Below are 23947 nucleotides of genomic sequence, written 5' to 3' on the forward strand. Positions count from 1 at the left end.
GTACAAATAAAGAAAGCTTTTTAGCCTTTGGAAATGGGGAGACAAGCGGACATACTGGTTTAGGGGATTCAATGACATGGAACGAAAATACACTGAATAAGTCGAATGATCGTAATCGGTTTGCTCCCAATACTTCTTATGGAACTTATGATGGATCAAATTTGCAAGGAGCGACATTTGGATTGGCGACTGGCATGAATGAAAATGGAACCCTTCAATGGGCTCCGGGAGTGAATGCGCCCGCTTTATTTTCAACAGATCCAAGAGTTAACTCAACAGGAAGAACAGTGTATGCCCATGATGGGGAACAAGATGAAAAGTTTCAACTTCAATTTGAAAGATTAGGTGGAACTTATACTTTAGAGTCGGTTACAGTAAAAAGCAAAGATACTACCACTTCGATAAATCATGATTTAACTAAATTACCGGTTAGGGTTGCTGGTATTCGTTCCAATGAATTTTGGCCAATGGATTTAGTCTCTTCATGGGGCAAGGAAGGATACGATGTAAAATTTGGATCGAATGCAAGAAGACAGTACATTCTTGCGGGAGATCCAGCTATAACAAATGAAAATAACCTTTTACTTCCAGCAAGCGATGGAGGGGAAGATCACAATGTTTATTTCGGTATGACAACAACGATCCCGTTTGTTCTGCAAGAAGGGTATTGCGCGCCACTCCGTTATTTCTTTTATGGAGATGACGACATGTTTGTCTTTTTGAATAAAGTCGAAGGAGAAGGGGAAAATAAAAAAATTGTAAAATCCACGAAGATCGCCGACTTAGGTGGCGTCCATACTTCCATGGGAACCTTTGTCAATTTGTGGGATTTTATTGATGGTGAAAACAAAACTTTTGTAGAACAGCGAAAAGATGTAAACGGAGAAGATGAAACCGTTTATGCCTATACAATCCCAGAAAATCAGAAGAATGCAGGGAAAGCTTCTGAAGAGCAGGAAATCCAGACTCTGGCGGAGTCGGACACAACACAAAAAGTCAATGCCGACCATTATGAACTGGCCGTATATTACTTGGAGCGTGGCGCTTCGGGATCGTCTTGCTACATGCGTTTTTCCGTGCCTTTCCAGGAATTGGATATGGAAGAAACCGCGATGAATGGACAGATCATGGTGGAAAAAGAAGTGAAACGTTCGGAAGTGGCGGAAGCTACGACACCTTCGGATGATCAATATGAATTTCAGCTTTATTTGCAAGATCCAAATGGGAACGAGTTAAATAATAAATATGCGATTGAATTTTATAATGTAACAAAGAAATCGGATGGAACGACAGAAGATATAAAAATAGAAAATGATTCAAGTCTTCCAAAATACATTTCTTCAGGAGATACATTTAAACTTAAAGATTCACAAAAAGCGTTGATTACAGGACTTCCGCGAACTGGACCGAATGAAGTGGGAACAACAAATGGAGGATATAAATATTTTGTTAAAGAGACAAAAAGAATTTTAAAAGATGGAACACAAATTGATCTAGAAAATGCGGCGGATATTTCCACTACTTTTGTTAGTGGAACCATTGAAGAAGGTTTAAAACAAAATGAGTATCAAGAAGGAAAGCGGTTTGAGAATTTAATCAAAGGGGAAAACTACGTTAAATTTATCAACGCGGAAGACCCGGGTATTTTAGTTCTTACAAAGGAACTGGTAACTGGTTCTGTTCCGACGGAGGAGGCATTCCGATTCCACGTCACACTGACGCCGCCGGCAGGAAAAGAACAGATGAAGAATGTTCCATACATTTTAAAAAAGGGATCGAAATCGAATGACCCCGCTTCACCGAGAAAGCAGGAGCTGGGTGAAAAAGCAATCGGAAAAGATGGAACATTTACATTTGACATCCAAAAAGACGATGAATTGATTTTGTACAACATTCCGGCGGGAACAAAATATGAAGTAACGGAAGACACGTTAATTACGGAGAATGGAGATTACCGGTTCGATGTGGATAGTGTAAACGGAGATCCGACGAAGAAAGAATCCTCCGGAACGATTGCAGCTACGGGTGCAGCGAACAAAAAAATCGAAATCAGTTTTGTGAATAATGCAAAAGAGGTTGCGTTAGTCAAGATTCCGGTCACAAAAACGATGACAGGAAGAGATTTTAACGGAAACGAACAATATCAGTTTACGATTGAAAGCGTAGATCCAAACGCACCAATGCCGGAAAATTCTACGATTACGCTTCAAAATGTGAGCGAGAGCGGCACAGCAACACCAATCGCGTCCGATACGTTGAGGGGTGAGTTCGGGCCAATCGAATTTAATCAGAGCCATGTCGGTACACGTTATCAGTATACGGTTACCGAAAAGACCGGGAATGTAGAACATGTCGAGTATTCGAAGGCGGCGTACACGGTAAATGTAACAGTAAGTCAAGACGTAACGACTGGAAAGTTGAAAGCGGAATCGACAATAACTGACGCAGCAGACAATGCAGTCGATAATCCTCGATTTATTAACGATTACATTCAGCCGATTAATGTGGAAATACCGATTCAAAAAAATCTGGAAGGAAGAGATCCGCAAACTGGCGACGAGTTCTTCTTTAAAATCGAAGATGCGGACAATAATAATCCAAGACCAGTAAAAGATCTCGTTGACAAGGACATTGTCTCGATTCAATCGACAACCGGACAGGATGCCGGAAGTTTTGAATTTAAGCATTTAGATCGTACGATGACCGGTCAATACAAGTTTAAAATCAGCGAGGTAGCTGGTTCGGTTAAACAGCTTGCCTACGACACCAATGTATGGCTTGTGAATATGGATGTTGAGTTGATAGATAATAAAGATGGTGGAAAAGCGCTTAATGCCCATGTATATACAACAGATGAAAACGCAAATTCGGTTGATCTATCGGAAGATAAACCACTCTCTTTCACTAATACATATCAGGCGACGGGTCAGCTTTTAATTCCAGTCACCAAGACATTGAAAGGAAGACAATTTGTAAACGGCGACCGCTTCCTCTTTGAAATCACGGGTGAGAACGGCGCGCCAATGCCAGCACAAACGATTCTTTCCATGATGCCAACAGCAGGTGAACAAGTGACCGCCGAATTTGCGCCAATTCTATACACCGAGGCGAATGTCGGTCAGAAGTATGTATATCAAGTGCAGGAAATTTCGACAGGCCTTTCGGGAATGAAATACGACACGACCGCCTATACAGTTAATGTGGAGGTATCAAAAGCTGATAAAGAGATTGTTGCGACGGCGACTTACACGATTGGCAGCACTTCGAAAGATAAAATTGAATTTACGAACGACTATGAACCGGAAGCTACTCTGGCCATTCCGGTTACCAAGGTATTGACTGGACGAGCGATGACGCCAGAGGACAAGTTTGTGTTTAATCTGGAAGCCATCACCCAGGACGCGCCAATGCCGGAGCATCAGCAAGTGACGATTCAAGGCAATGGACAAGACAGCACAGCAAATACACAGTTTGATCCAATCGTTTTTGAAAGCAAACATGCAGGAAAATCGTACGAGTATCAGGTGACAGAACATCGCGGCTCGATCAACAACATTGAATATTCGGGCGATGTGTATACGGTCAATGTAAAAGTGGAAAAAGACGAAAAGGGTCAATTAACAGTGAAACCGACATATTTCAAAGGAGATGTCGATCAAGGATCCGTCTTGTTTACAAACAAGTACCAGCCGAGCGGAAGCTGGCGGCCGATGCTGACCAAACAACTGCTGGGCACGCAACTGGAAGCCGATGCATTTGCATTTAATATGACGGTGACAGACAGCGATGGAACCGTGATTTATAACGAGTCTGCGCAAAATAATCAAGATGGAACAATCAACTTCAAACTCGTCACTTTTGCGAAAGCGGGACGCTATACCGCGGTTATCCAGGAAGTAAAACCGCAAAATTCCGGCGATATAGAATATGATCCAAACGAGCTGACGTACACGCTCGATGTTACGGACGATAACGGCAAGCTGGTCGTAAACGAACTGACAAGAAGCGGCCGTGACGCGTTTGTCAACGACGCTGGCTTACGGATCTCGAAACAGCTGATTGCCGGAACAGGACAGACTCTGGAAGACGCGGATAAAAATTACCCATTCCCGTTCGAACTCGATTTGGGCGCGGCTTTCGCAAAACAGACATTGGAAGCGAAACGAATCCAGGCCGACGGTACAAAGAAAGACGAGAGCCTTGGTTTTGACGAGCAAGGCAAAGCGAAATTCAATTTGAAATCAGACGAAACGCTCATTGTCTATGGTTTGGAAGCGGGCACCCCATACGTCGTGACCGAGTTGACGCAAAACAACTGGATCGACAACTACTTGCAAATCGACACGATCGGATCCGCAAGCGGAACGATGTCCAGCGGTGTGGACGCGTCCGTCACGTTTAGAAACTTGAAACCAAGCACGGACAACGCGGTCATCCATGGCTTTAAAACGATGAGTCCGGACGGCGATCCGTTTGAGATGAAAGAAGGAACATTCCAGTTTGAGATTCGTCCGGCTGGTTCATCAAGTCAAACCGCGACCCGGTCGGAGCAACCAAACGATGTTGAAGAAGAACCGCTCGACGAATCGTATGAAGTGCATCGTTCGACGCTGCCGGCATTTGAACCGGAAGAGCCGGAACAACCAGAAGAAGAACCAGAGGAACAACCGGAAACCGAACCGGCCGACAACGAGGAAACGCCGGCGCCAATCGACGCTCAGTTGAAGCGAAAGCTGAAGCTGACAGAACGCGAAGCGGAAATCATGCCAGCTAGCGAAACGCCGCTGCCGGCGAAAACAGTCGTTGGAAACAACGCGTTCGGACGCTTTGAGTTCGGAGAAATCACGTACACCAAACCTGGAACCTATGTTTACGAGATTTTGGAACAAAATACGGGAATTTCGGGAATGACGTACGATCGAATCGTCTTTAAAGCGATTGTGACCGTGGAAGAATGGAACAACAGCACGTTGAAAGTCAAATCTATTCAATACACCGATTCGGATGGCAACGCATTGCCAAACAACACGATGCTGTTTACGAATCAATATGAGGATAAAGAAAACGAACCAAAATTGACGATTCATAAAGAGCAGTCGGTAAACTTTGGCGAGTTTACGGATACTGTGAATGCCATCTCTGTCGACGCCGACGATGTGATTACGTATAAACTCACAGTCACAAATTCCGGAACCGCGATCGCGAAAAACGTTGTGATCACGGACGTGGTACCGGCAGGTTTGATTTTGCTCGAAAACTCGCTCGTGGACGCGACAGTGGACGAGAAGGGTTTGATTACGTGGGAACTGGGCGACCTGGGCGTAGGAGCCAGCCGCTCCGTCACTTTCCAGGTGCGGGTACCAAAAGTGGATATCGCGACGACGTGGACGAATGTTGCGCATGTGCAAGGAGACGACCAGCCGGAAAAACCGTCCAATCCGGTATCGGATCAGTCCGAACCTGGAAAACCAGAAGTGACGATCCATAAATACGAATCCACGCCGACGACGCCAATGTACGATGGCGAAACGCCGCCATTGCGCGTCGAAGCCGGAGAGCTCGTCACCTACGATCTCGTTGTCACCAACGAAGGAAACGAAGCGGCGACCGAGGTTGTCGTGACCGATATCGTACCGAAAGGTCTGGAATTTGTGCAAGCCTTTGATGGCGGACAATACGACGAGAACACAAGGAAGATCACATGGAACGTGGGCACGCTGGCCGCCAACGGCGGAACCGCCATCGTCTCGTTCCAGGTCAAAGTGCCGGTTGTCGACAAAGACACGGCATGGAAAAACACCGCGACCTTGACATACAAAGAAGATCCGGAGCCGACGCCATCCAATACGGTGGAAATCGACACGATCGTGAAAAATCTCGACATTGAAAAATGGCAGTCTGTCAATGGCGACGCGATGCAAAAAGAGATTCTCGCGGTCAACGCCAACGACACCGTGACCTACATGCTTCATGTGACCAATCCAACCGAACACGATGTGGAAAACGTATTCGTACGCGACGTGGTGCCGGAAGGGTTGACGTATGTGAAAAACAGTGCCAGTGAAAATGGCCAGTACGATGCCGCATCCCGAACGATTACCTGGAACGTGGGCACGATGCCGGCCAATGAAAGGAAGGAACTGACGTTCTCTGTCACTGTTCCGACAGTCGACAAGAAAACGACATGGAAAAACATCGCGACGCTCGTTTACGAAGACGAGGATCCGAAACCATCGAATGAAGTGGAAGTCGGTACCGATTTGCCGCAGTTGACGATCGTCAAAGACCAGAAATTCGAAAACGACGCCGAGTATACCTTTGAAAAACTGACCGGAAAAGCGGGCTGGGTGCTGACGTACCGCCTGACGGTGAACAACCCGGGCAACGCGACGGCGAAAGATGTCATCGTGCGCGACACGATCCCGACCGCCGAAAACCAAACGACGCCATTGTTCCTGACTTTCGTGGAAGCGGGCGAAAACGGTCGATACGATCCAAACACCCAGACAATCACATGGAATCTTGGCGACCTGGCCGCCGGCGAATCCAAAACGGTGACGTTCAAAGTCCGTATTCCGGCTGTCACGCAAAACACCTTGTGGACGAATCAGGCAGTGACGAACTATGAAAACAACCCGAACAATCCGGAAGAGGGGGGCCGGGTGGACATTCCATCCGAAGAGGTGGAAGTCGACACGCTCGTGCCAGCTGTCATTTTGGAAAAGGAGCACAAGCTCAACGACGGCGACCGGGTGCAAACGATATTGAACGCCAAAGCGAACGATACGGTGACGTATTATTTGAAAGCGACCAACACAAGTTTGGAAACGGCCCACGACGTCTGGATCAAAGACACGATTCCGGAAACGAATGGCATCCGCCTTGTGATGCAGGCGATGGACAACTCGCTTGTCGAACCGGTTTACGACGAGCAGACAGGAACGATGCTTTGGAAAATCGGCGATTTACAGCCGGGTGAATCCAAGGAAGTGTGGTTCCGCGTGCAAGTGCCATCCGTCAAGGAAAAGACGAAATGGACCAACGTGGCGACGGTCAGCCACGAAGACAATCCGAACAACCCGGAAAATCCAGACGAGCCGCGCGAGGAAATCGAAACGCCGCCAGTCGAAGTGGAAACGAACGTTCCGTCTTTGCGCGTGGTGAAAAGACAGGCGAAAAACGACGGCGCGCTCACGCAAACCTTGCTTCAGGCCAAAGCGGGCGACAAGATCACCTACGCTATCGACGTGACAAACGACGGTGTCGGACCGGCCAGCCAGGTCGTGATCGAAGACATCGTGCCGGAAGGCCTTGAACTCGTAAAAGGCTCGATCAGCGACAACGGCGTGGAGAAAGACGGCCGCATTACGTGGAAGCTGGCCAAGCTGGAAGCGGGACAAACCAGGACGGTGACGTTCCAGGTGCAAGTGCCATCCGTCAAAACGCATACGCGCTGGACGAATGTGGCCAGCACATACAGCGAGGACGATCCGGATCCGAAAACGACGCCGCCAGTCGAAGTGGAAACCTTCGCGCCGCATTTGACGATTGAAAAATCGCAAAAACGCAACGAAGGCAACCGGACAAAAGACGTGCTCGCCGTTGTGGGCAACGACCGCGTCACGTATTTCATCAAAGTGACAAGCGATGGCGAAGCCGACGCGACCGATGTCGTCGTAACCGACGCGATCCCGGAAGGATTGACGCTGTTGGAAGGCAGCGTAAGCGACGAGGGCCTCGTGGAAAACGGCCAAATCACATGGCATCTGGGCACGCTGAAAACCGGCACATCGAGAACGGTTTCGTTCGCGGTCGATGTACCGGAAGCCGAAGGCGTATGGCGCAACATCGCCGAAGTCGTCGAATCGACGCGCCCGGACGAGCCAACCCCGTCCAACGAAGTGGAAATCAAGACGCCAAACGAAGGACCTCGGGTGACGATCGAGAAGCTGCAAGCCAAAAACGATGGCCAGCCAGTCAAGACGCGCCTCAAAGCCAATATGGGCGATACGATCACATACATTTTGCGAATCCAAAACCACGGAACGGAAAGCGCCCGGCAAATCCAAGTCAAAGACGCGATCCCGGACGGACTGCGATTCGTTGAAGGCTCCATCACGAGGGGCGGCACGATTGAAAACAAGACGATCACGTGGAAGATCGACGAGCTGAAACCAGACGAGACGATCGACTTGACGTTCCAAGTCAAAGTGCCAGTCGTAACCCGCAACAGCGCCTGGATCAATGTCGGCGTCCTCGTGGACGAAAACGGTCAAACTCCATCCAACGAAGTCACGGTGACGGTCGAGCCGGGAACGCCGGCCTCTTCCAAAAACGGAAAGCCAACATCGCCAAAAACCGCGACCCAAACGAACCAGTCGTTGTGGATTAGTTTGCTTATGAGCGCGATGCTCGTACTCGCCGGCTTGTGGGTGAAGAGAAAAAAGACGCAATAAAGAAAGAAAAAGGAACGGAAACGGGAAAGACACGCCCGTTCCTTTTTTGATCCGGAAAACGGATATTTTGGAAGCAAAAAAATTATTAAAGAAAAATTGTCCCTTTTGTCCTCTCTTTGTCGTATATAATAGATATGAAAGATAAAAATAAAAAAGAACGGAAAAGCCTGCGCCGGCAGCAACGGGCGTACGACCGTATGGCGAAACAATGGCTTCGGGACACCCGGCTTTTGTCGTATTTGATCAAAGACGGCGTGCCGCCTCTGGCTTCGGACCCCATCGAAGCCATTCGCGGCTATATCGAAACCGACACCGATCAAATCCCGTACGCGTCGGGCGAGATCGCGTTTAGCTCGGGCGCCTACGTCGAGCCCGACCTGTTGTTTGGCATGAAAAAGAAATCATGGCAGGCGTACGGCAACGCGGATTTCCAAAAGGACATGCCCAAAGCGTACGATTTGGAATCACGAAAGAATTTGTATGTGGCCGCGATGGTATGTAACCAGGTGGGAAAGAAAGTGGACTACAACGCGTTGCGGCCGGTGTATTCGATGTGGGTCGTCAACGATTTCCGGATCAAAAAAAGCGAGCTGGAAATCAAAAAGGAATGGATCGAGAAAACAGAAGGAAGCCAGGTGACAAGAAACGAGCCAAAGGAGGGCATGATGAACCTGGCGACGTTCAAAATCGGAAACGAGATCCGGGAAGACGACAAGGATTCATTGAAAGTGCTACATTATTTGTTTAAGTGCGAAGAGGAAAAGAAAGCCAACGAGAAGTTGAGAGCGTATGGATTCACAATGGAAGAAGACCAAAGGAGGGTGAGGAAAATGTGCAACTTGAGCCAGGGGTTTATCGAGAAAGGAAGAGAGAAAGGACGAAATGAAGGACGTGTGCAAGGACGAGCGCAAGGGCGAAAAGAAGGCGCTGTGAAAGCGTCGGTTGACGCCATTCGACGCTTTTCCAAAGAATTTGGAGTCCCGATCGAAAAGGTATATGAAATCCAGCGTAAGGATCTGACAATCAGCGAAGCGCGCCAGGTGGGAAAACGCCTTGGCTTGATGGAAGACAAAACTTAAAATAAGTCATGAGAGCCCGTTTGAATTAGCGGGCTTTTCTTGCGGACAGGCTCTTTTGACGAATGGGATAAGAACGGAACCGGACGCCATGAAAAAAAGAGGAAGCTATCCTCTTCGATTGCGCCAGGGCTCCGTGATCTCTCTGGACAGGGTAGCCGCGACGATGTACACGCGCTTGCCTTCCAGAACGATCTTTTGCCTGGCCGACTGCATAAGCAAAACCGGCAAACGTTTCAGCTCGCTTGCCATGCGGGCGTTGGAAATACGCGTATTCGATTCAGGTGTTTTCATTAGAGGCATCCAGTTTTTTCAGTTTCCTTTCTATGATGAGATAGGTGGCGACAAGCACGAACACTTGCGCCGCCACCATGCCGAGCGACCCATACACCATCCACACGACGTTTTTGGACGCCGTCAACGCGAGTTCCACGAAAAAGACGACCGCCAGATCCGCCAGCCCAAGCCACGACCACAAATGACCTAGCGCCTTTTGCGCCGCTATCCAGTTGCGCTCGGACCGCATCGAAAGCGGGGACCGGTAGCCAAACAACGCCTGCCGCGTTTTTGGCGGGTAATGCGAGCACCAGACGCCAATGCCCGTGATCAACAGCGGGATAAGAAGCGCGATGCCAAAATAAGGAGTTCCGTTCATATTTCGATTATAAATCGTTTTCATCCGGATGGGGTATGGTATGCTTGTGGAGGAAAAAACAGAAAGGAGAGTGGAAAGAATGAAAGCTTTGATCGCCTGTTCGGGCGGGCCCGACTCGATGGCCTTGCTCGACCAGCTTTATCGGCAGGGCCATTCCCTGGTCGTCGCCCACGTCAACTACGCCAAGCGCCCCAGCGCCAACCGCGATGAGCGAATCGTCCGCTCGTATTGCCAAGAGCGCTCCATTCCATGCCACGTGCTCTATCCAAAATATCCCGGCGAAGGCAACTTTCAGGCGTGGGCCCGGGACGCGCGGTACGCGTTTTTCATTCAGATCGCCCATCAAGAAGGCATCGACGACTTGTACGTCGCCCACCATCTCGACGACAGCCTTGAAACGTATTTGTTCCAAATGCGGCGCCATATGCGCTGCGACCACTACGGTCTTGTCCTTGAAACGACATACCATGGGTTGCGCGTCCACCGCCCTTTGCTCGCTTACGAGAAAAAAGAGCTCGAAGCGTATTGTGTCGGTCACGATGTGCCTTACGGCGTCGACGAAACGAATCTTGCCGACTACTACACCCGCAATCAGATCCGGCATGAAACCATCGACGCGATGACCCGCGCGCAAAAACTTGCGCTTCAGCAGGAAATCGACCAAAAAAACGCGGCGTGGGAGGCCGAAAAAAAAGCGGGCCGGCAGCGTTTGGCCAGGCAAGGCATGGCGGCCCTGCTCGCCGATCCGGACGCCCCGTTTTATCTCGACTTGTTTTTGGCGGAATCCATGAAACGCCATTTGTCGCAAAGCCATCTTGAATCGTTGTGCCGGCAGCTGCAAACGAATTGCGTAGTCGACTTGCGCGACTACAAGCTGGAACGCCACGACGACAAGGTTTTGCTGGCGCAAAAAACGCAATATCCTACCTTTTTACTGGGCGATAGGGAAAGCGTGAAAAATTTTCAATCATTAGAGTTGGGAAATTTTACATATTCGTTTAATAATAAAGGGGAAGTCAAGGAAGGCGTGACTTTGACCGACCAGGATTTTCCTCTCACGCTCCGTCCCGCCAGAGGAACGGACCGAATCGCCTTGCGCTGCGGCACCAAGACGCTGCGCCGGTTTTGGATCGACCGCAAGATTCCGCGCCTGTGGCGCGAGCAGTGGTACGTGCTCGAAAACAGCCAGGGACACGTCGTTTTCGTGCCTGGAATCGGCTGCGACCGCACACATTTTTCTATCCAACCCACGGCCTTTATGTTACAATTAGCGCGATAGGTTTACTAGAGGAGAAATCAAAAATGATCAGCAAAGATATTGAAAAAGTATTGCTTACAGAAGAACAAATAGAACAACGCTGCAAAGAGCTGGCGGCGCAGATCGAACACGATTACGAACAGGAAAACACCGTGCCGATCATCGTCGGCCTGCTGCGCGGAAGCGTTCCATTCATGGCGGAACTGATCAAGCGATTCACGTTCCCTTGCGAAATCGACTTCATGTCGGTCAGCTCGTACGATGGAACCGAGTCGATCGGCGACGTGCGCATCGAAAAAGACATGGATCTTTCCAGCAAGGACCGGGCGATTCTTGTGGTCGAGGACATCGTCGATACCGGCCGCACGCTTTCGGAAGTACGCAAGATGTTCCTGAACAAAGGCGCGACCAACGTCAAAATCGTTTCGCTGCTTGACAAGCCGGAACGACGCGTTGTCGATATCGAAGCGGATTATGTCGGATTTACCGTGCCGAATGAATTTGTGGTGGGCTATGGACTCGACTACAACCAGAAATACCGAAATCTGCCATTCATCGGCGTTCTCAAACCTGAAATCTACGAATAGGGGGATCAATTAATGAAGAAGTGGCTCAACTATCTTCCCACGATTTTCATAGTTTGTATCATCGTTTCCTTGATCGCGTACAGCGCCCAGGGCACGATGCGCCATATGAACTATACCGAATTCCAGAAGCTCGCGCAGGACGCGAAATTCGGAAACTCCTCAATGACCATCTCGTCCACGGTCATTGATGTGGAAGGAACGTACACCGATCCTTCCAAACCGGGCGCGAACGCGACAAGCTTCAACGTCCTCGTTCCCAACACCGAAGCCAATCTGGAATGGCTCAACAAAACGCTGACCGGCGACGGCGGACAAATTTCCATCGTCGATCCAAACCAGGGAAGCGTCTGGCTCAATGTGCTTGGACAGCTCATTCCATTCATCCTGGTCGGCGTGTTCTTTTATTTCATGTTCGCCCGCATGGGCGGCGGAGGCAACAACAAAGCCTTCGAATTTTCCAAATCGAAAGCCCGCATCGAATCCAACGTGAAAACGCGGTTCAAGGACGTCGCCGGCTGCGAGGAGGAAAAAGAGGAAGTCAAGGAAATCATCGACTACTTGCGCGCGCCGAAAAAATTCACCGACATGGGCGCCCACATTCCAAAGGGTATCCTGATGGTCGGTCCTCCGGGCACCGGAAAGACGTTGCTCGCTAAAGCCGTCGCCGGCGAGGCGGGTGTGCCGTTCTTCTCGATTTCCGGCTCCGACTTCGTGGAAATGTTTGTCGGAACCGGCGCGAGCCGCGTGCGCGACATGTTTAAAACGGCAGCCAAAGCGGCGCCCTGCATTATCTTTATCGACGAAATCGACGCCGTCGGACGCCAGCGCGGCGCCGGCATGGGCGGCGGAAACGACGAGCGCGAGCAGACACTCAACCAGCTGCTCGTGGAAATGGACGGTATGATCGACAACAACGGCATCGTCATCATCGCGGCCACCAACCGGCCTGACGTCCTCGACCCGGCCCTGCTGCGAAGCGGACGGTTCGACCGTCAGGTCACGGTCAACCTGCCGGACATCAAAGGCCGTCAGGAAATCTTGAAAGTGCACGCCCGTAACAAGCATTTGGCGCCAGGCGTCGAACTGGAAAACCTCGCCAAGCGCACGCCGGGCTTCTCCGGCGCGGATCTGGCCAACGTGCTCAACGAAGGCGCGATCCTGGCCGTGCGCAACAAGGAAACCGTCATCACGATGGACGACCTGGACGAAGCCATCGACCGTGTCATGATGGGACCGGCGAAAAAAAGCAAGAAATACGGCGATAAGGACAAGTGGCTCGTTTCGTACCATGAAGCGGGACACGCCGTGATCGGACTCAAAGTCGAAGACGCCGACATGGTGCAAAAAGTCACAATCATTCCACGCGGGGAAGCGGGCGGATACAACCTGATGACGCCGCGCGAGGAAAAATACTTCCACCGCCGCTCGGAATATTTGGCGCAAATCACCGGATTGCTGGGCGGACGTACCGCCGAGGAAATCGTGTTTGGCGAAATCAGTGCCGGCGCGGTCAACGACATTGAAAAACTAACCGACATCGCCAAAAACATGGTGCGTGTCTTCGGTATGTCGTCGCTTGGACCGATCCAGTACGCCAATCCGCAAGGCAACGTGTTCCTGGGCCGCGACTACACGCAAGGCGGAAACTACTCTGTGGGTGTCGCCGAGGAAATCGACAAGGAAGTGCGCAAGATCGTGGACGAGTGCCATACGGCATGCCGCCGCATCCTGACGGAAAACCGCGACCTGCTCGATTTGATCGCGAAAAACCTGTATGAAAACGAGACGCTCACCAACGAGGAAATCACGAATCTTATGAAATACGGACAGCTCAAAGATCCGAACGCGCCAATCGAGGCGACCATCGTGGAAACGGAAACCGTCGAAGTCAAGGAAGACGTGCCGCCGGTACCGAAAAAAGCCAGCGAGGAAGATCTCGACCAGGCTTTGAGCGAACTCACCAAGAAAAAAGACTAAGAAGCCAAAGGAGCGAAACGAAAAGCCATCGCTCCTTTTCTTTGCCAAAAGCATATAAATAGGTAAAATGGAAAAGAAAAGAGGATAATGGAAACAAGGAGGTTCAAACGATGAAAGATGAACTCGTAAAAGCACTCGCCCTGGACGGGCATGTGCGCATTTATATCGCCCGCACCACCGACATGGTGCAGGAAGCCCGGGACCGGTTCGATATGGGGCCGATCGCCACGGACGCTTTAGGCCGGACGCTCTCTGTCGCCTCCATCATGGGCGGCATGCTTAAATCCGACAAGGAGATGCTCACGATCTCTATCAACGGCCACGGGCCGATTGGCAGCATCACGGTGGACGCCTACTCCAACGGCAACGTCCGTGGCTTTGTCTCGGATCCGCACGTCGACGCGCCAAGCGTGGCGCAAGCCGTCGGCACGGAGGGCACGCTGACCGTCATCAAGGATTTGAACATGGTGGAAAACTTTACCGGAACGGTGGAGCTCCAGTCCGGTCAAATCGGAGAGGACTTCACGTATTACTTCACGCTTTCCGAACAGACGCCAAGCGCGGTTTCCGTCGGGGTGTCCACGGACGCCAACGGCAAAGTGGAAGCGGCCGGTGCCCTCGTGCTGCAAATGATGCCTGACGCCACCGACACCGACATCCGGATCGTCGAACACGTCGTGGAAGGCCTCAAGCCAATGTCGACCATCATCAAGGAGTATGGCGATACCGACATGAGCCAGCTGGCCAGGGACCTGTTCGAGGACGCGCAAGTTCTGGAAACAACCGATATTCATTTCTCGTGCCCGTGCTCCAAAGAGCGCACCAAAGGCATTTTGATGACGCTGTCCAAAGACGAGATCCAGCAAATGATCGACGATGATGCCGGCTGCGAAGTGACGTGCAACTTCTGCAACGAGCACTACCAGTTCACCAAAGACGAGCTGGAAGCCATCCTGGAGGAGATGAATGCTTAAAATCGGTTCTGTGGAAATTGCCGAACCGGTCATCACCGCCCCGCTGGCTGGCGTGAGCAATCTCGCGTTCCGCAAGATCGCCCGCCAGTTCGGGGCAGGTTTGATGTGCAACGAAATGGTGTCCGACAAGGCGCTGTACTACGACTCGGACAAAACGCTGAAAATGTGCCAAAGCGAGCCGGGCGACCATCCGGTCAGCTTTCAGCTGTTCGGTCACGACGAGGATACCTTGGTGTACGCGGCCCGCTTTTTGGACCAGCAGACGGATTGCGACATCATCGACTTCAACATGGGCTGTCCGGTGACGAAGGTCATCAAAGCGAAGGCGGGTAGCTATTTGATGAAGGACGTGGAGTACGCCAAAAAAATCGTCAAGGCGATCGTGGACGCCGTCAACAAGCCGGTCACCGTCAAGATGCGAATCGGCTACGATTGCGAGCACATCAACTGCGTGGAAATGGCCAAGGCGATGGAAGAAGCCGGGGCGGCCGCGATTTGCGTCCATGGCCGCACGAAAACGCAAATGTACGACGGGAAAGCCGACTGGACGTGGATCAAAAAAGTCAAGGACGCCGTTTCGATTCCCGTCATTGGCAACGGCGACGTCAAAACCGTCGAGGATTTTTACGCGATGCGCGAGCAAACCGGCTGCGACGCTGTCATGATCGGCCGCGGCATCATCGGCAATCCGTTTTTGATTCGGGACATCGTGGATTCGCTGCACGGCCAAACCCACGAGGTGACGATCGAGGACCGGATCGGCGTATGTCTAGCGCACGCCCGCGACTTGTGCGCCATGAAGGGCGAGTTGGCCGGCATTCGCGAAATGCGGGGAATCGCTTCGTGGTATTTGAAGGGACTGCCCAACTCCCATGGCACGAAGGACGCGTTTTCGCGCATGGAAACGCTGGCGGATTTAGAGAAAATCTTAGAAGATTTTCGCAAAACGCAAAGAAATTAAGCGCATACAGTTTTTCACTTTTTGCGCTTTTTATTTTGTACCATAAAGTATAAAATGGTTTTAGGAGGAACTTTTATGGAGAAGAAAAAGACGCAAGCCTTTTTTGAAGGCCGGGAGCTTGAAGCATATAACTTATTCGGCGCGCATCCGAAAAAAACATACACGGATTTCGCTGTGTGGGCGCCGCATGCCCAAAGCGTGTCCGTGATCGGAACCTTCAACGATTGGGACGTTGAAGACGCGCCGATGACAAAAGACGACCAGGGAATCTGGACGGCCCGCATCAAAGGAGCGAAACCGGGCCACTCGTATAAATACCACGTGGTTCAGGCGGGCGGGGACATCGTCGACAAGATCGACCCGTTCGCGTTTTATTCCGAGCTGCGTCCGCAGACGGCGTCCATTATCGCGGATCTAAGCTTCGACGGCTGGACCGACCAAAAGTGGATGAAGGAAAGAACGAAGGGATACGACGATCCAATTAGTATTTACGAGGTGCATCTGGGATCGTGGAAGCGCACCGAGGACATGGGACCCAACGATTTCCCGAAATATTTGGATATCGTCGACGATTTGATCGCCCACTGCAAAAAATACCACTTCACACACGTCGAAGTCATGCCGCTTTGCGAGCATCCGTTCGACGGTTCGTGGGGTTATCAGGACACGGGCTATTTCTCGACGACATCGCGCTATGGCACGAACGTCGAGCTGATGGAATTTGTCAACAAGCTGCACGACGCGGGCATCGGCATCATTATGGATTTCGTGCCGGTGCATTTTGTGAAGGACAACTTCGCGCTGGCGCGCTTTGACGGCACGCCGCTTTACGAATATCAAAATCCGGACGACGCCAATTCCGAGTGGGGAACCGCGAACTTTGACTTGTGGAAAGAGGAAGTCCGTTCCTTTTTGATGTCGGCCGCCAACTACTGGCTCGATGTCTACCACATGGATGGATTGCGCTGGGACGCGATCTCGAACGCGATTTTCTGGAAGGGAAACAAAGAGCGCGGCGTCAACGAGGGCGCCTGCGACTTCATGAAGCGCGCCAACTTCATGATCAACGAGAAATACCATGGCAAAGTCATGCTCATCGCGGAGGACTCGACCGATTTTCCAAACGTGACGAAATCGACGCTGGATGGCGGTCTGGGCTTCGACTACAAGTGGGATCTGGGCTGGATGAACGACACGCTCAAGTATTTGAAGCGCGATCCGATCTACCGCCAGTACCACCACAATGACATCACGTTCTCGATGGCGTATTTCTATTCGGAACGCTTTATCCTGCCGTTCTCGCACGACGAGGTCGTGCATGGCAAGGCAACGATCGTCGACAAGATGTGGGGAAGCTACGAGGACAAGTTCGCCCAGTGCCGGGCGTTGTACACGTACATGTTCACGCATCCGGGCAAGAAGCTCAACTTCATGGGTAACGAGATCGGCATGCTGCGGGAATGGGACGAGCAAAAGAGCACGGACTGGTTCCTGCTCGAGTACCCGATGCACGACGCGTTCGCCAAGTTCTTCGCGGATTTGACGGCGCTGTACGCGGACAACGACGCCTACTACTACGGCTATGATCCGCTCAACTTCCAATGGATCGACGCGGACGACGCGGGACGCAACTTGTATGTTTTCATGCGCAAGGCGACGGACAAGACGTTTATCACGATTCTCAACTTCTCGACCAACCCGTACCGGGCGCAGTTTGGCGCGCCGCACAAAGGGGTTTACACGGAAGTCATGAACACGCAGTGGGCCAAATACAACGGATCGCTGAATACCGACACGGCGCAGCGCGTGAAGGCGGTGCGGCTCAAACGCAACAACCAGCCGTTTATGATCGAGGTCGACGTGCCGGCGCTTGGCGCGCAGATCTTCGAAGTGGACAACGAGCCGGAAGCCGCGAAAAAGTAAACGATTCCACAAAAACAAAGAAGTGCAAACCTTTCGGAAATTGCGCTTCTTTTTCTATTTTTTGGTGAATTCCTCACAAACGAGAAAGAAGTTTGATATAATGTATGGGCTAAAAGGAGAAATATGACTATGCAAAACGCACAACTGGAAAAGCATGCAAACAATATCCGTCAGGATATTATTATTGAAACGCATTCTGCCCAGAGTGGACATCCGGGAGGGAGTCTCGGTGCCACAGACCTGATCACAAGTCTCTACTTTGAAGAAATGGATATCACAAAGGATAATCTGGACACGACTGATCGCGACCGATTCGTTTTAAGTAAAGGGCACGCCAGCCCGGCGTTATACGGCGTACTTGCCGAAAAAGGTTTTCTCGATAAGGAACTGCTCCCCACGTTCCGTCATCTTGGTTCCCCGCTCCAGGGCCATCCAAGCATGCGCTACCTGAAAGGCGTGGACATGTCCACGGGTTCGCTGGGACAGGGCATCTCGACGGCGGTCGGCATGGCGCTGGCCAACAAGCTCGATCAAAACGGGCACCGCGTCTACGCGCTGTTAGGCGATGGCGAGTGCCAGGAGGGCGAAGTGTGGGAAGCGACGATGTCGGCCTCCCATTATGGACTGGACAACTTGTGCATGATCGTCGACAACAACGATTTGCAGATCGACGGCCATGTGCACGACGTCATGAGCGTGTATCCGCTCGATGAGAAATTCAAGGCGTTCGGATGCTATGTGGAGTGCATCGACGGCCACGACTTCGATCAGATTCGCGACGCGTTCGCCAAAGCGCGCCAAAACAAAGGCAAGCCGACGGTCATTATCGCCAAGACAGTCAAAGGAAAAGGCGTGTCGTTTATGGAAAACAAAGTCAACTGGCACGGTGTGGCGCCAAACAGTGACGAAAAAGAAGCCGCACTCAAAGAACTGGAGGCGAAATAATCCATGGCAAAAATCGCAACACGGGTCGCTTATGGCGACGCATTGAAACAACTGATGGCCGAGGACCGCAACATCGTGGCGCTGGATGCCGATCTGGCCGGCAGCACGAAAGGCGCGGAAGCGAAAAAAATCGCGCCGGAACGCCATTTTGATATGGGAATCGCGGAAGGAAACATGATGGCTGTGGCCGCCGGTCTGGCCGCCAGCGGAAAGATCGCTTTCGCCAGCACGTTCGCGATGTTCGCGACCGGACGGGCGTACGAGCAAATCCGCAACTCGATCGTGTATCCGGCGCTGAATGTCAAAGTGTGCGCCTCGCACGCGGGTGTGAGCGTGGGCGAGGACGGAGCGAGCCACCAGTGCATCGAGGACGTTTCCTTGATGCGCACGATTCCGGGCATGCGCGTCATCGTTCCGTGCGACTACAACGAGGCGCTGCAGGCCATTAAATATATCGCCTACCAGGACGGGCCGTTTTACGTGCGGCTCGGGCGCAGCGGCGTCGAGCAGGTCAACGACGAAAACTACGTGTTCACGTTTGGCAAGGGCGTCGTGCTCAAGGAAGGCGACCCAAACAGCCGGATCGCGCTCATTGGCTCGGGCAGCTCGGTGCAGGAGTGCCTGAAAGCGTACGACATGCTCGATGTGAAGCCGAAAGTCGTCAACATGCATACGATTTCTCCAATCGACGCCGGAATGATCGAGGAGCTGAAGAAAACCTGCGATACGATCATCACGGTGGAAGACCATTTAATTACCGGCGGTTTAGGCTCGGCGGTGGCGGAAGTCATGGCCAGCGCCGAAGGCGGCGCCAGACTTGTTCGTTTGGGCGTGCCAAACGTTTTTGGCGAAAGCGGAAAGCCGGACGAGCTGTATCATAAATTCGGATTTGACGCCGAAGCCATTAAAAACGCGGTGGAAAACGCCTGATGGCCCACTATTTCACCAACGACGACGTCAAAGACCGGCCGTTCGATATCGGATTCGAGATCGACGGACGATCGTTCACTTTGCATTCCAACCAGGGCGTATTTTCCAAGGACAAGCTGGATGAAGGCACGCGTCTGCTGCTGGAAACCGTGCTGGACCATGAAACGGATCCCCGGTCGATTTTGGATCTTGGCTGCGGGATCGGCGTGGTCGGTGTCGTTTTGCAGAGCCGCTACCATACGGACATGACGATGATCGACATCAACGCGCGGGCCGTACAGCTCGCGAAGGCGAACATGGAGAAGTACGGACTCAAGGCGCGCGTCGAGGCGCAGGACGGCATCCAAACCGGCGTGTTCGACTGCATCGTATTCAATCCGCCCATTCGAATCGGCAAGCCCGCGATGTACGCGCTGCTGGATTCGTGTGTCGAGCATTTGAGCGAGCACGGACGGCTGTGGCTGGTGATGCGCAAACAACATGGCGCGCCAAGCGCCGTGAAGCACTTCGAAGAAGCCGGATGTCGGGTGGAGCGCGTGACACGCGACAAAGGATACTGGATTCTTCTCGTTCGAAAAAAATGAAACGGAGCACATGAGTTTGTTCCGTTTTTTTAATGACTTATAATAAAACCACATATGGGAGGTATAGGAATATGGCAGAAAAACAATGCAAGTGCTTACGGGACAAAGTGGATAAGGACAGCATCACGGGATATTTCATGCAGATCGCGCATAAGATCCACGACGCGAAAGAAGACGACATCATCAACGACCGCCTCTTCTACAACATGGAAAAACACGACAAGGAAGCGCTGAAAAAGCTGCTCACAAAGGCGCTTAAATCCGCTGAGGAAATCGTCGGATAAGCAAGCCAATTCATCAAAAGACGATGGCCATGTCGCTATGGTCTTTTTTTGCGATTGAATTTACGCGTGTTTTTACGCATATTGGAAACGAGAAGCCGCCGTTCTGCTTTTTTGACCCGATCGGGTCTTTTTTTGATTGCGAAAAGAGGAAAAACATGTGAAATCTTGTTGAAATGGAAAAAAGGCTGTTCAAATCCTGTCTTGTCGTGTAAGAATAACGGAGGAGTAAAAAAAAGCCCCTCCGGGCTTTTCCGTTATTGAATTTATTTGATCCAGATTGAAGAATCCTTTCCGGATGCTTGTTCAAACTGGTATTTCGCGATTCCAAGATCCACTTTGGCGAATTCGCCGACTCCCGGACGCGCGTCCACTTTTCCTTCACCGTTTTCCTCGTCGTAGAAAAAATGCCATTTTTGCTCGTTGTAGGCCGATGGCGCCAGACGGACACCTTGCAGGCCGCGTTTGAACCATTCCGGCGAATTTGGATTTTCATTGCTAAATTTCGACACTTCCTTCAATTCATGAGGCTGCCCGTGGTTGACACCGTATCCAATCGTGATCATCGCCACCAGACGTTCGTCTTTTCCGATTTGCAGCGTTCCCTCGATTTGTTTGTATGTGACACCAACCCAGCAAGTATTCAGTCCGAGCGATTGCGCGAACAGAACGATTTTTTCGCCATAGTATCCGCATTTCTCATCCAGATCTTCTCCTTTTCGACCAATGAGCGCGATATAGTTTTCCACCCCTTCAAAATGTCCGTATTTTGGATCGAACGCCTTGGGCTCGTCCAGCACCAGCTGGATATCCAGTCCGCTTTCTTTGTTGCAGGCTGCGATTTCCTCTTGCAGCCGCTCCAAAACCGGCTTCGAAATCGGAAGATCCTGGTATTTGCGGACGGAGTGACGGTCTTCCATTTGTTTCATTATATCCATAACAATTCAACTCCTTTTGTATTTTCTATTCTAAATCTTTTTATCCACCAATGGCACACAGATGCCCTTCAGAAAGGAAAAAAACCAGTATGAAACGAACGATTTATTGTTTTTCCATTTTCGCGTCCATCCTCGTGATGGCGTTCGCCCTGCTTCAATCGCCGGTCCAGGCGCAAGAAGACGCGCTGCTGACGACCGCCGACCAGGAAGTTCTCGCCGATCAGCGAAATGGAAATTTTGCCGCGCACCTCGATGTGCGCAAAGAAGTATGCGCGTTGTACGGACTTGAAGACTACGTGGACGCCGACTATTTTCTCAGCGACGCGTTTTACACGACGTTTCCGCCGTTTTCCGTCATGCGCGGGCGCCTGCCGCTTTTAGACCGGTATCAAACGCCGGCCTACCAAAACAAGCTGCAAGCGATGGTGGGCGCCGATCAAACATGGAAAACGCCCAAAGCGATGCAAGTCGCGGATTTCACGCAAGTGAGCGCGTCATGGGGCGCCGGGTACATTGTCAACGGCCTGTGGCGGCTGTCCAATCAGCAGCTCGCGTTTTGCGCCAACGGCATGCACGCCTCGCCGACGATTGGCCAGTCGACAAGCGACCCGTTTGAAGTCGACAACCCCGCCTTGCGCAAAGCGCTCTACTATGGATACAACGGACCGGAAAACATATTGGAAGCCAAAGGCTATTCGCTCGAGCAAATGATCGTGGCGACCAACGACTTTGTCTCCTTCGCCCATACGGGCGCCAGCGTTGGCACGAATGCAGCCAACGGCTACCACTGGAACAACTGGATCGGCCCGCTTTACGACGAAGTGCAAAGCCGCCCCGACCCCAAAGAAAAAGGGTACGTCGTCTACATGGTCGACACAAAGGGGGAAGGCGTCAACTGGGCCGGCCAAACCGCGCCGTTCCAGCCGCTTGCCTACGGGCAATACGCGCCCAAAGGCGAGCTGCAAATTCGAAAGACATCCTCCAACACCGATCTTTCCTTCCAAAATCCCGCCTACGATTTGACCGGCGCGCAATACGGGCTGTACCAGGACGCGCAAGCCACGACGCAAATCGGAACCTTCACCATTCAAGAAGATCTCTCCTCCAACCGCATCACGGATTTGGCACCGGGCACATACTACATTCGGGAAACGAAAGCCCCGCAAGGCTACGCCCTGGATCCGGCCATCCATCCGGTTTCCGTTTCTGCCAATGAACGCGCGGTCGTCACATGCGCCGACACGCCAAAAGCGGCGCCCGTCGACCTTCTCATTCAAAAAGTGGACGCCGATACGCAGTTAGGCGAGCCGGTTGCCGGCGCCACCCTGGAAAACGCGCAATTCACTGTCCGTCATTTTCCAAAGGACGCCAAGGAACCCGCGCGGACATGGGTGTTTCGCACCGACGCCCAAGGCCGGGTGCGGTTCGACGAAGCGTATCAAATCGACGGTGATCCGTTGTACAAAGACCATCAAAACCGGCCGGTCGTACCGCTTGGCCAGCTGACGATCCAGGAAACGAAAGCGCCATCCGGCTACCAAATCGACCCGACGATCCACACGGTGACGATTGCCGACACCGGCACGACCGAACCGGCGCTCTCCCTCGTTCAAACGACGACCATCCCAAACCGCGCCATCGAGCTGCGGCTGGAAAAACGGCAAACCGGCACAAACACCCCGATTCCGGGCACCACGTTTTTGCATACCGCGCCCGATGGAACCCAGAACCAAGTGCGAACCGATGAAAACGGCGTCATCGTGTGGCGCGGTCTGGCGTTTGGCGTCCACACCCTTGAGGAAATCGAGCCGTCTTTTGGCTACGGGAAAATCCAGCAGCCGATCCGGGTGGAAGTCGATGAAAACGGTCTTGTCGTGCACGACGCCGAGACGTTCCCTTACGATCCGGAAACCGGCACGTTAACGGTCTACAACGATGTCCAGCCGTTTCCAATCCGGCTTTTGAAGCGCAACGAGCACGGCACGCCGCTGGCTGGCGCCGAATTTACACTGTATGCCGACGCCGCGTGCCAAACCGTAGTCGAGACGATCGAAACCGATGAAAACGGCGAGGCCGCGTTTGCGCCCATCGAGGTGGATACGACGTATTTCCTGAAGGAAACGAAGGCGCCGGATGGCTACCGGCTTCCGCAAACCGAAGCCCACACGTTGAAAATCGAAGCCGTTCCCGCCCAGGACAAGCTGCTTGTCCATTTTGACGGGGAAACGAGTCATGACGCGGTCGCCATCGAACAGGAGGATGGCGCGCCGACCATTACGATTGCGCTTGTCAACCACACCCAGACCGCGCTTCCGGTCACGGGTAGCGCCATGCATGGTTGGATGAGCGCGTTGGGCGCGATGACGGTTTGGATCGCCTTGCGGCGTCAAAAACAATAGAAA

At 52.0% G+C, this 23947-nt stretch carries 16 protein-coding genes; 13 read left to right on the forward strand and 3 right to left on the reverse strand.

The features are described 5' to 3' along the window. Positions 1–629: 629 nt before the first annotated feature. Together ABNS49_RS06445 and ABNS49_RS06450 are read left to right on the forward strand one after the other, a co-directional pair. Complete coding sequence (locus ABNS49_RS06445; protein WP_348688085.1) at positions 630–8456, forward strand: FctA domain-containing protein; 7827 nt, start codon at positions 630–632, stop codon at positions 8454–8456. A gap of 134 nt (positions 8457–8590) precedes the next feature. Continuing rightward, a complete protein-coding gene (locus ABNS49_RS06450) occupies positions 8591–9535 on the forward strand; it encodes a hypothetical protein (RefSeq protein ID WP_135979156.1) in 945 nt (314 codons plus the stop codon). A gap of 105 nt (positions 9536–9640) precedes the next feature. On the opposite strand, the gene ABNS49_RS06455 is transcribed toward ABNS49_RS06450, so the two are convergent. Together ABNS49_RS06455 and ABNS49_RS06460 are read right to left on the reverse strand one after the other, a co-directional pair. After that, positions 9641–9826: a hypothetical protein gene (locus tag ABNS49_RS06455; protein WP_290140656.1), complete on the reverse strand. Its 186-nt coding sequence runs from the start codon at positions 9824–9826 to the stop codon at positions 9641–9643. Next, on the reverse strand, positions 9813–10187 hold the full coding sequence (locus ABNS49_RS06460) for an SdpI family protein (RefSeq protein WP_305151504.1): 375 nt from the start codon (positions 10185–10187) through the stop codon (positions 9813–9815). Before ABNS49_RS06460 ends, ABNS49_RS06455 begins: the two co-directional genes overlap by 14 nt. Before the next feature lie 79 nt (positions 10188–10266). Here ABNS49_RS06460 and tilS point away from each other — a divergent pair, with 79 nt between their 5' ends. The 10 genes from tilS to ABNS49_RS06510 all read left to right on the forward strand — a co-directional run bounded on the left by tilS (position 10267) and on the right by ABNS49_RS06510 (position 20610). Then, complete coding sequence (gene tilS, locus ABNS49_RS06465; RefSeq protein ID WP_348688088.1) at positions 10267–11466, forward strand: tRNA lysidine(34) synthetase TilS; 1200 nt, start codon at positions 10267–10269, stop codon at positions 11464–11466. Between the two features lie 23 nt (positions 11467–11489). Continuing rightward, complete coding sequence (gene hpt / locus ABNS49_RS06470) at positions 11490–12032, forward strand: hypoxanthine phosphoribosyltransferase (protein WP_277820715.1); 543 nt, start codon at positions 11490–11492, stop codon at positions 12030–12032. Between the two features lie 12 nt (positions 12033–12044). Beyond that, the gene (gene ftsH / locus ABNS49_RS06475) at positions 12045–14009 is read left to right on the forward strand and encodes an ATP-dependent zinc metalloprotease FtsH (RefSeq protein ID WP_135979152.1); all 1965 of its coding nucleotides are present in this window, start codon (positions 12045–12047) and stop codon (positions 14007–14009) included. Between the two features lie 110 nt (positions 14010–14119). Beyond that, complete coding sequence (gene hslO, locus ABNS49_RS06480; protein ID WP_135979151.1) at positions 14120–14983, forward strand: Hsp33 family molecular chaperone HslO; 864 nt, start codon at positions 14120–14122, stop codon at positions 14981–14983. Beyond that, positions 14976–15944 carry a tRNA dihydrouridine synthase DusB gene (gene dusB, locus ABNS49_RS06485; protein WP_135979150.1) on the forward strand — a complete coding sequence of 323 codons (969 nt, stop codon included), beginning with the start codon at positions 14976–14978 and terminating at the stop codon, positions 15942–15944. The genes hslO and dusB overlap by 8 nt, the downstream gene beginning before the upstream one ends. 75 nt (positions 15945–16019) lie before the next feature. Further along, positions 16020–17867, forward strand: a complete 1848-nt coding sequence (glgB, locus tag ABNS49_RS06490) for a 1,4-alpha-glucan branching protein GlgB (RefSeq protein WP_135979149.1) — start codon at positions 16020–16022, stop codon at positions 17865–17867. Positions 17868–17996: 129 nt separating this feature from the next. After that, positions 17997–18812, forward strand: a complete 816-nt coding sequence (locus ABNS49_RS06495; RefSeq protein WP_135979148.1) for a transketolase — start codon at positions 17997–17999, stop codon at positions 18810–18812. Between the two features lie 3 nt (positions 18813–18815). Further along, the gene (locus ABNS49_RS06500) at positions 18816–19742 is read left to right on the forward strand and encodes a transketolase C-terminal domain-containing protein (RefSeq protein WP_135979147.1); all 927 of its coding nucleotides are present in this window, start codon (positions 18816–18818) and stop codon (positions 19740–19742) included. After that, positions 19742–20326, forward strand: coding sequence for a methyltransferase (locus ABNS49_RS06505; protein WP_135979146.1), 585 nt, complete (start codon positions 19742–19744; stop codon positions 20324–20326). Before ABNS49_RS06500 ends, ABNS49_RS06505 begins: the two co-directional genes overlap by 1 nt. Positions 20327–20397: 71 nt before the next feature. Continuing rightward, the gene (locus tag ABNS49_RS06510) at positions 20398–20610 is read left to right on the forward strand and encodes a hypothetical protein (protein ID WP_135979145.1); all 213 of its coding nucleotides are present in this window, start codon (positions 20398–20400) and stop codon (positions 20608–20610) included. A 263-nt stretch (positions 20611–20873) separates the two neighbouring features. Here ABNS49_RS06510 and ABNS49_RS06515 read toward each other — a convergent pair whose 3' ends face one another. Further along, on the reverse strand, positions 20874–21545 hold the full coding sequence (locus ABNS49_RS06515) for a nitroreductase family protein (RefSeq protein ID WP_135979144.1): 672 nt from the start codon (positions 21543–21545) through the stop codon (positions 20874–20876). 89 nt (positions 21546–21634) lie between these two features. Here ABNS49_RS06515 and ABNS49_RS06520 point away from each other — a divergent pair, with 89 nt between their 5' ends. Further along, the gene (locus ABNS49_RS06520) at positions 21635–23944 is read left to right on the forward strand and encodes a SpaA isopeptide-forming pilin-related protein (RefSeq protein ID WP_135979143.1); all 2310 of its coding nucleotides are present in this window, start codon (positions 21635–21637) and stop codon (positions 23942–23944) included. Positions 23945–23947: the final 3 nt, after the last annotated feature.

This window comes from uncultured Dubosiella sp., from assembly GCF_964018005.1.
In the GTDB taxonomy this organism is placed as follows: domain Bacteria; phylum Bacillota_I; class Bacilli_A; order Erysipelotrichales; family Erysipelotrichaceae; genus Dubosiella; species Dubosiella muris.

Coding starts and splice junctions, on each gene's coding strand:
- ABNS49_RS06445 (WP_348688085.1), top strand. CDS start 630: ATGACAACAACGATCCCGTTTGTTCTGCAAGAAGGGTATTGCGCGCCA.
- ABNS49_RS06450 (WP_135979156.1), top strand. CDS start 8,591: ATGAAAGATAAAAATAAAAAAGAACGGAAAAGCCTGCGCCGGCAGCAA.
- ABNS49_RS06455 (WP_290140656.1), bottom strand. CDS start 9,826: ATGAAAACACCTGAATCGAATACGCGTATTTCCAACGCCCGCATGGCA.
- ABNS49_RS06460 (WP_305151504.1), bottom strand. CDS start 10,187: ATGAACGGAACTCCTTATTTTGGCATCGCGCTTCTTATCCCGCTGTTG.
- tilS (WP_348688088.1), top strand. CDS start 10,267: ATGAAAGCTTTGATCGCCTGTTCGGGCGGGCCCGACTCGATGGCCTTG.
- hpt (WP_277820715.1), top strand. CDS start 11,490: ATGATCAGCAAAGATATTGAAAAAGTATTGCTTACAGAAGAACAAATA.
- ftsH (WP_135979152.1), top strand. CDS start 12,045: ATGAAGAAGTGGCTCAACTATCTTCCCACGATTTTCATAGTTTGTATC.
- hslO (WP_135979151.1), top strand. CDS start 14,120: ATGAAAGATGAACTCGTAAAAGCACTCGCCCTGGACGGGCATGTGCGC.
- dusB (WP_135979150.1), top strand. CDS start 14,976: ATGCTTAAAATCGGTTCTGTGGAAATTGCCGAACCGGTCATCACCGCC.
- glgB (WP_135979149.1), top strand. CDS start 16,020: ATGGAGAAGAAAAAGACGCAAGCCTTTTTTGAAGGCCGGGAGCTTGAA.
- ABNS49_RS06495 (WP_135979148.1), top strand. CDS start 17,997: ATGCAAAACGCACAACTGGAAAAGCATGCAAACAATATCCGTCAGGAT.
- ABNS49_RS06500 (WP_135979147.1), top strand. CDS start 18,816: ATGGCAAAAATCGCAACACGGGTCGCTTATGGCGACGCATTGAAACAA.
- ABNS49_RS06505 (WP_135979146.1), top strand. CDS start 19,742: ATGGCCCACTATTTCACCAACGACGACGTCAAAGACCGGCCGTTCGAT.
- ABNS49_RS06510 (WP_135979145.1), top strand. CDS start 20,398: ATGGCAGAAAAACAATGCAAGTGCTTACGGGACAAAGTGGATAAGGAC.
- ABNS49_RS06515 (WP_135979144.1), bottom strand. CDS start 21,545: ATGGATATAATGAAACAAATGGAAGACCGTCACTCCGTCCGCAAATAC.
- ABNS49_RS06520 (WP_135979143.1), top strand. CDS start 21,635: ATGAAACGAACGATTTATTGTTTTTCCATTTTCGCGTCCATCCTCGTG.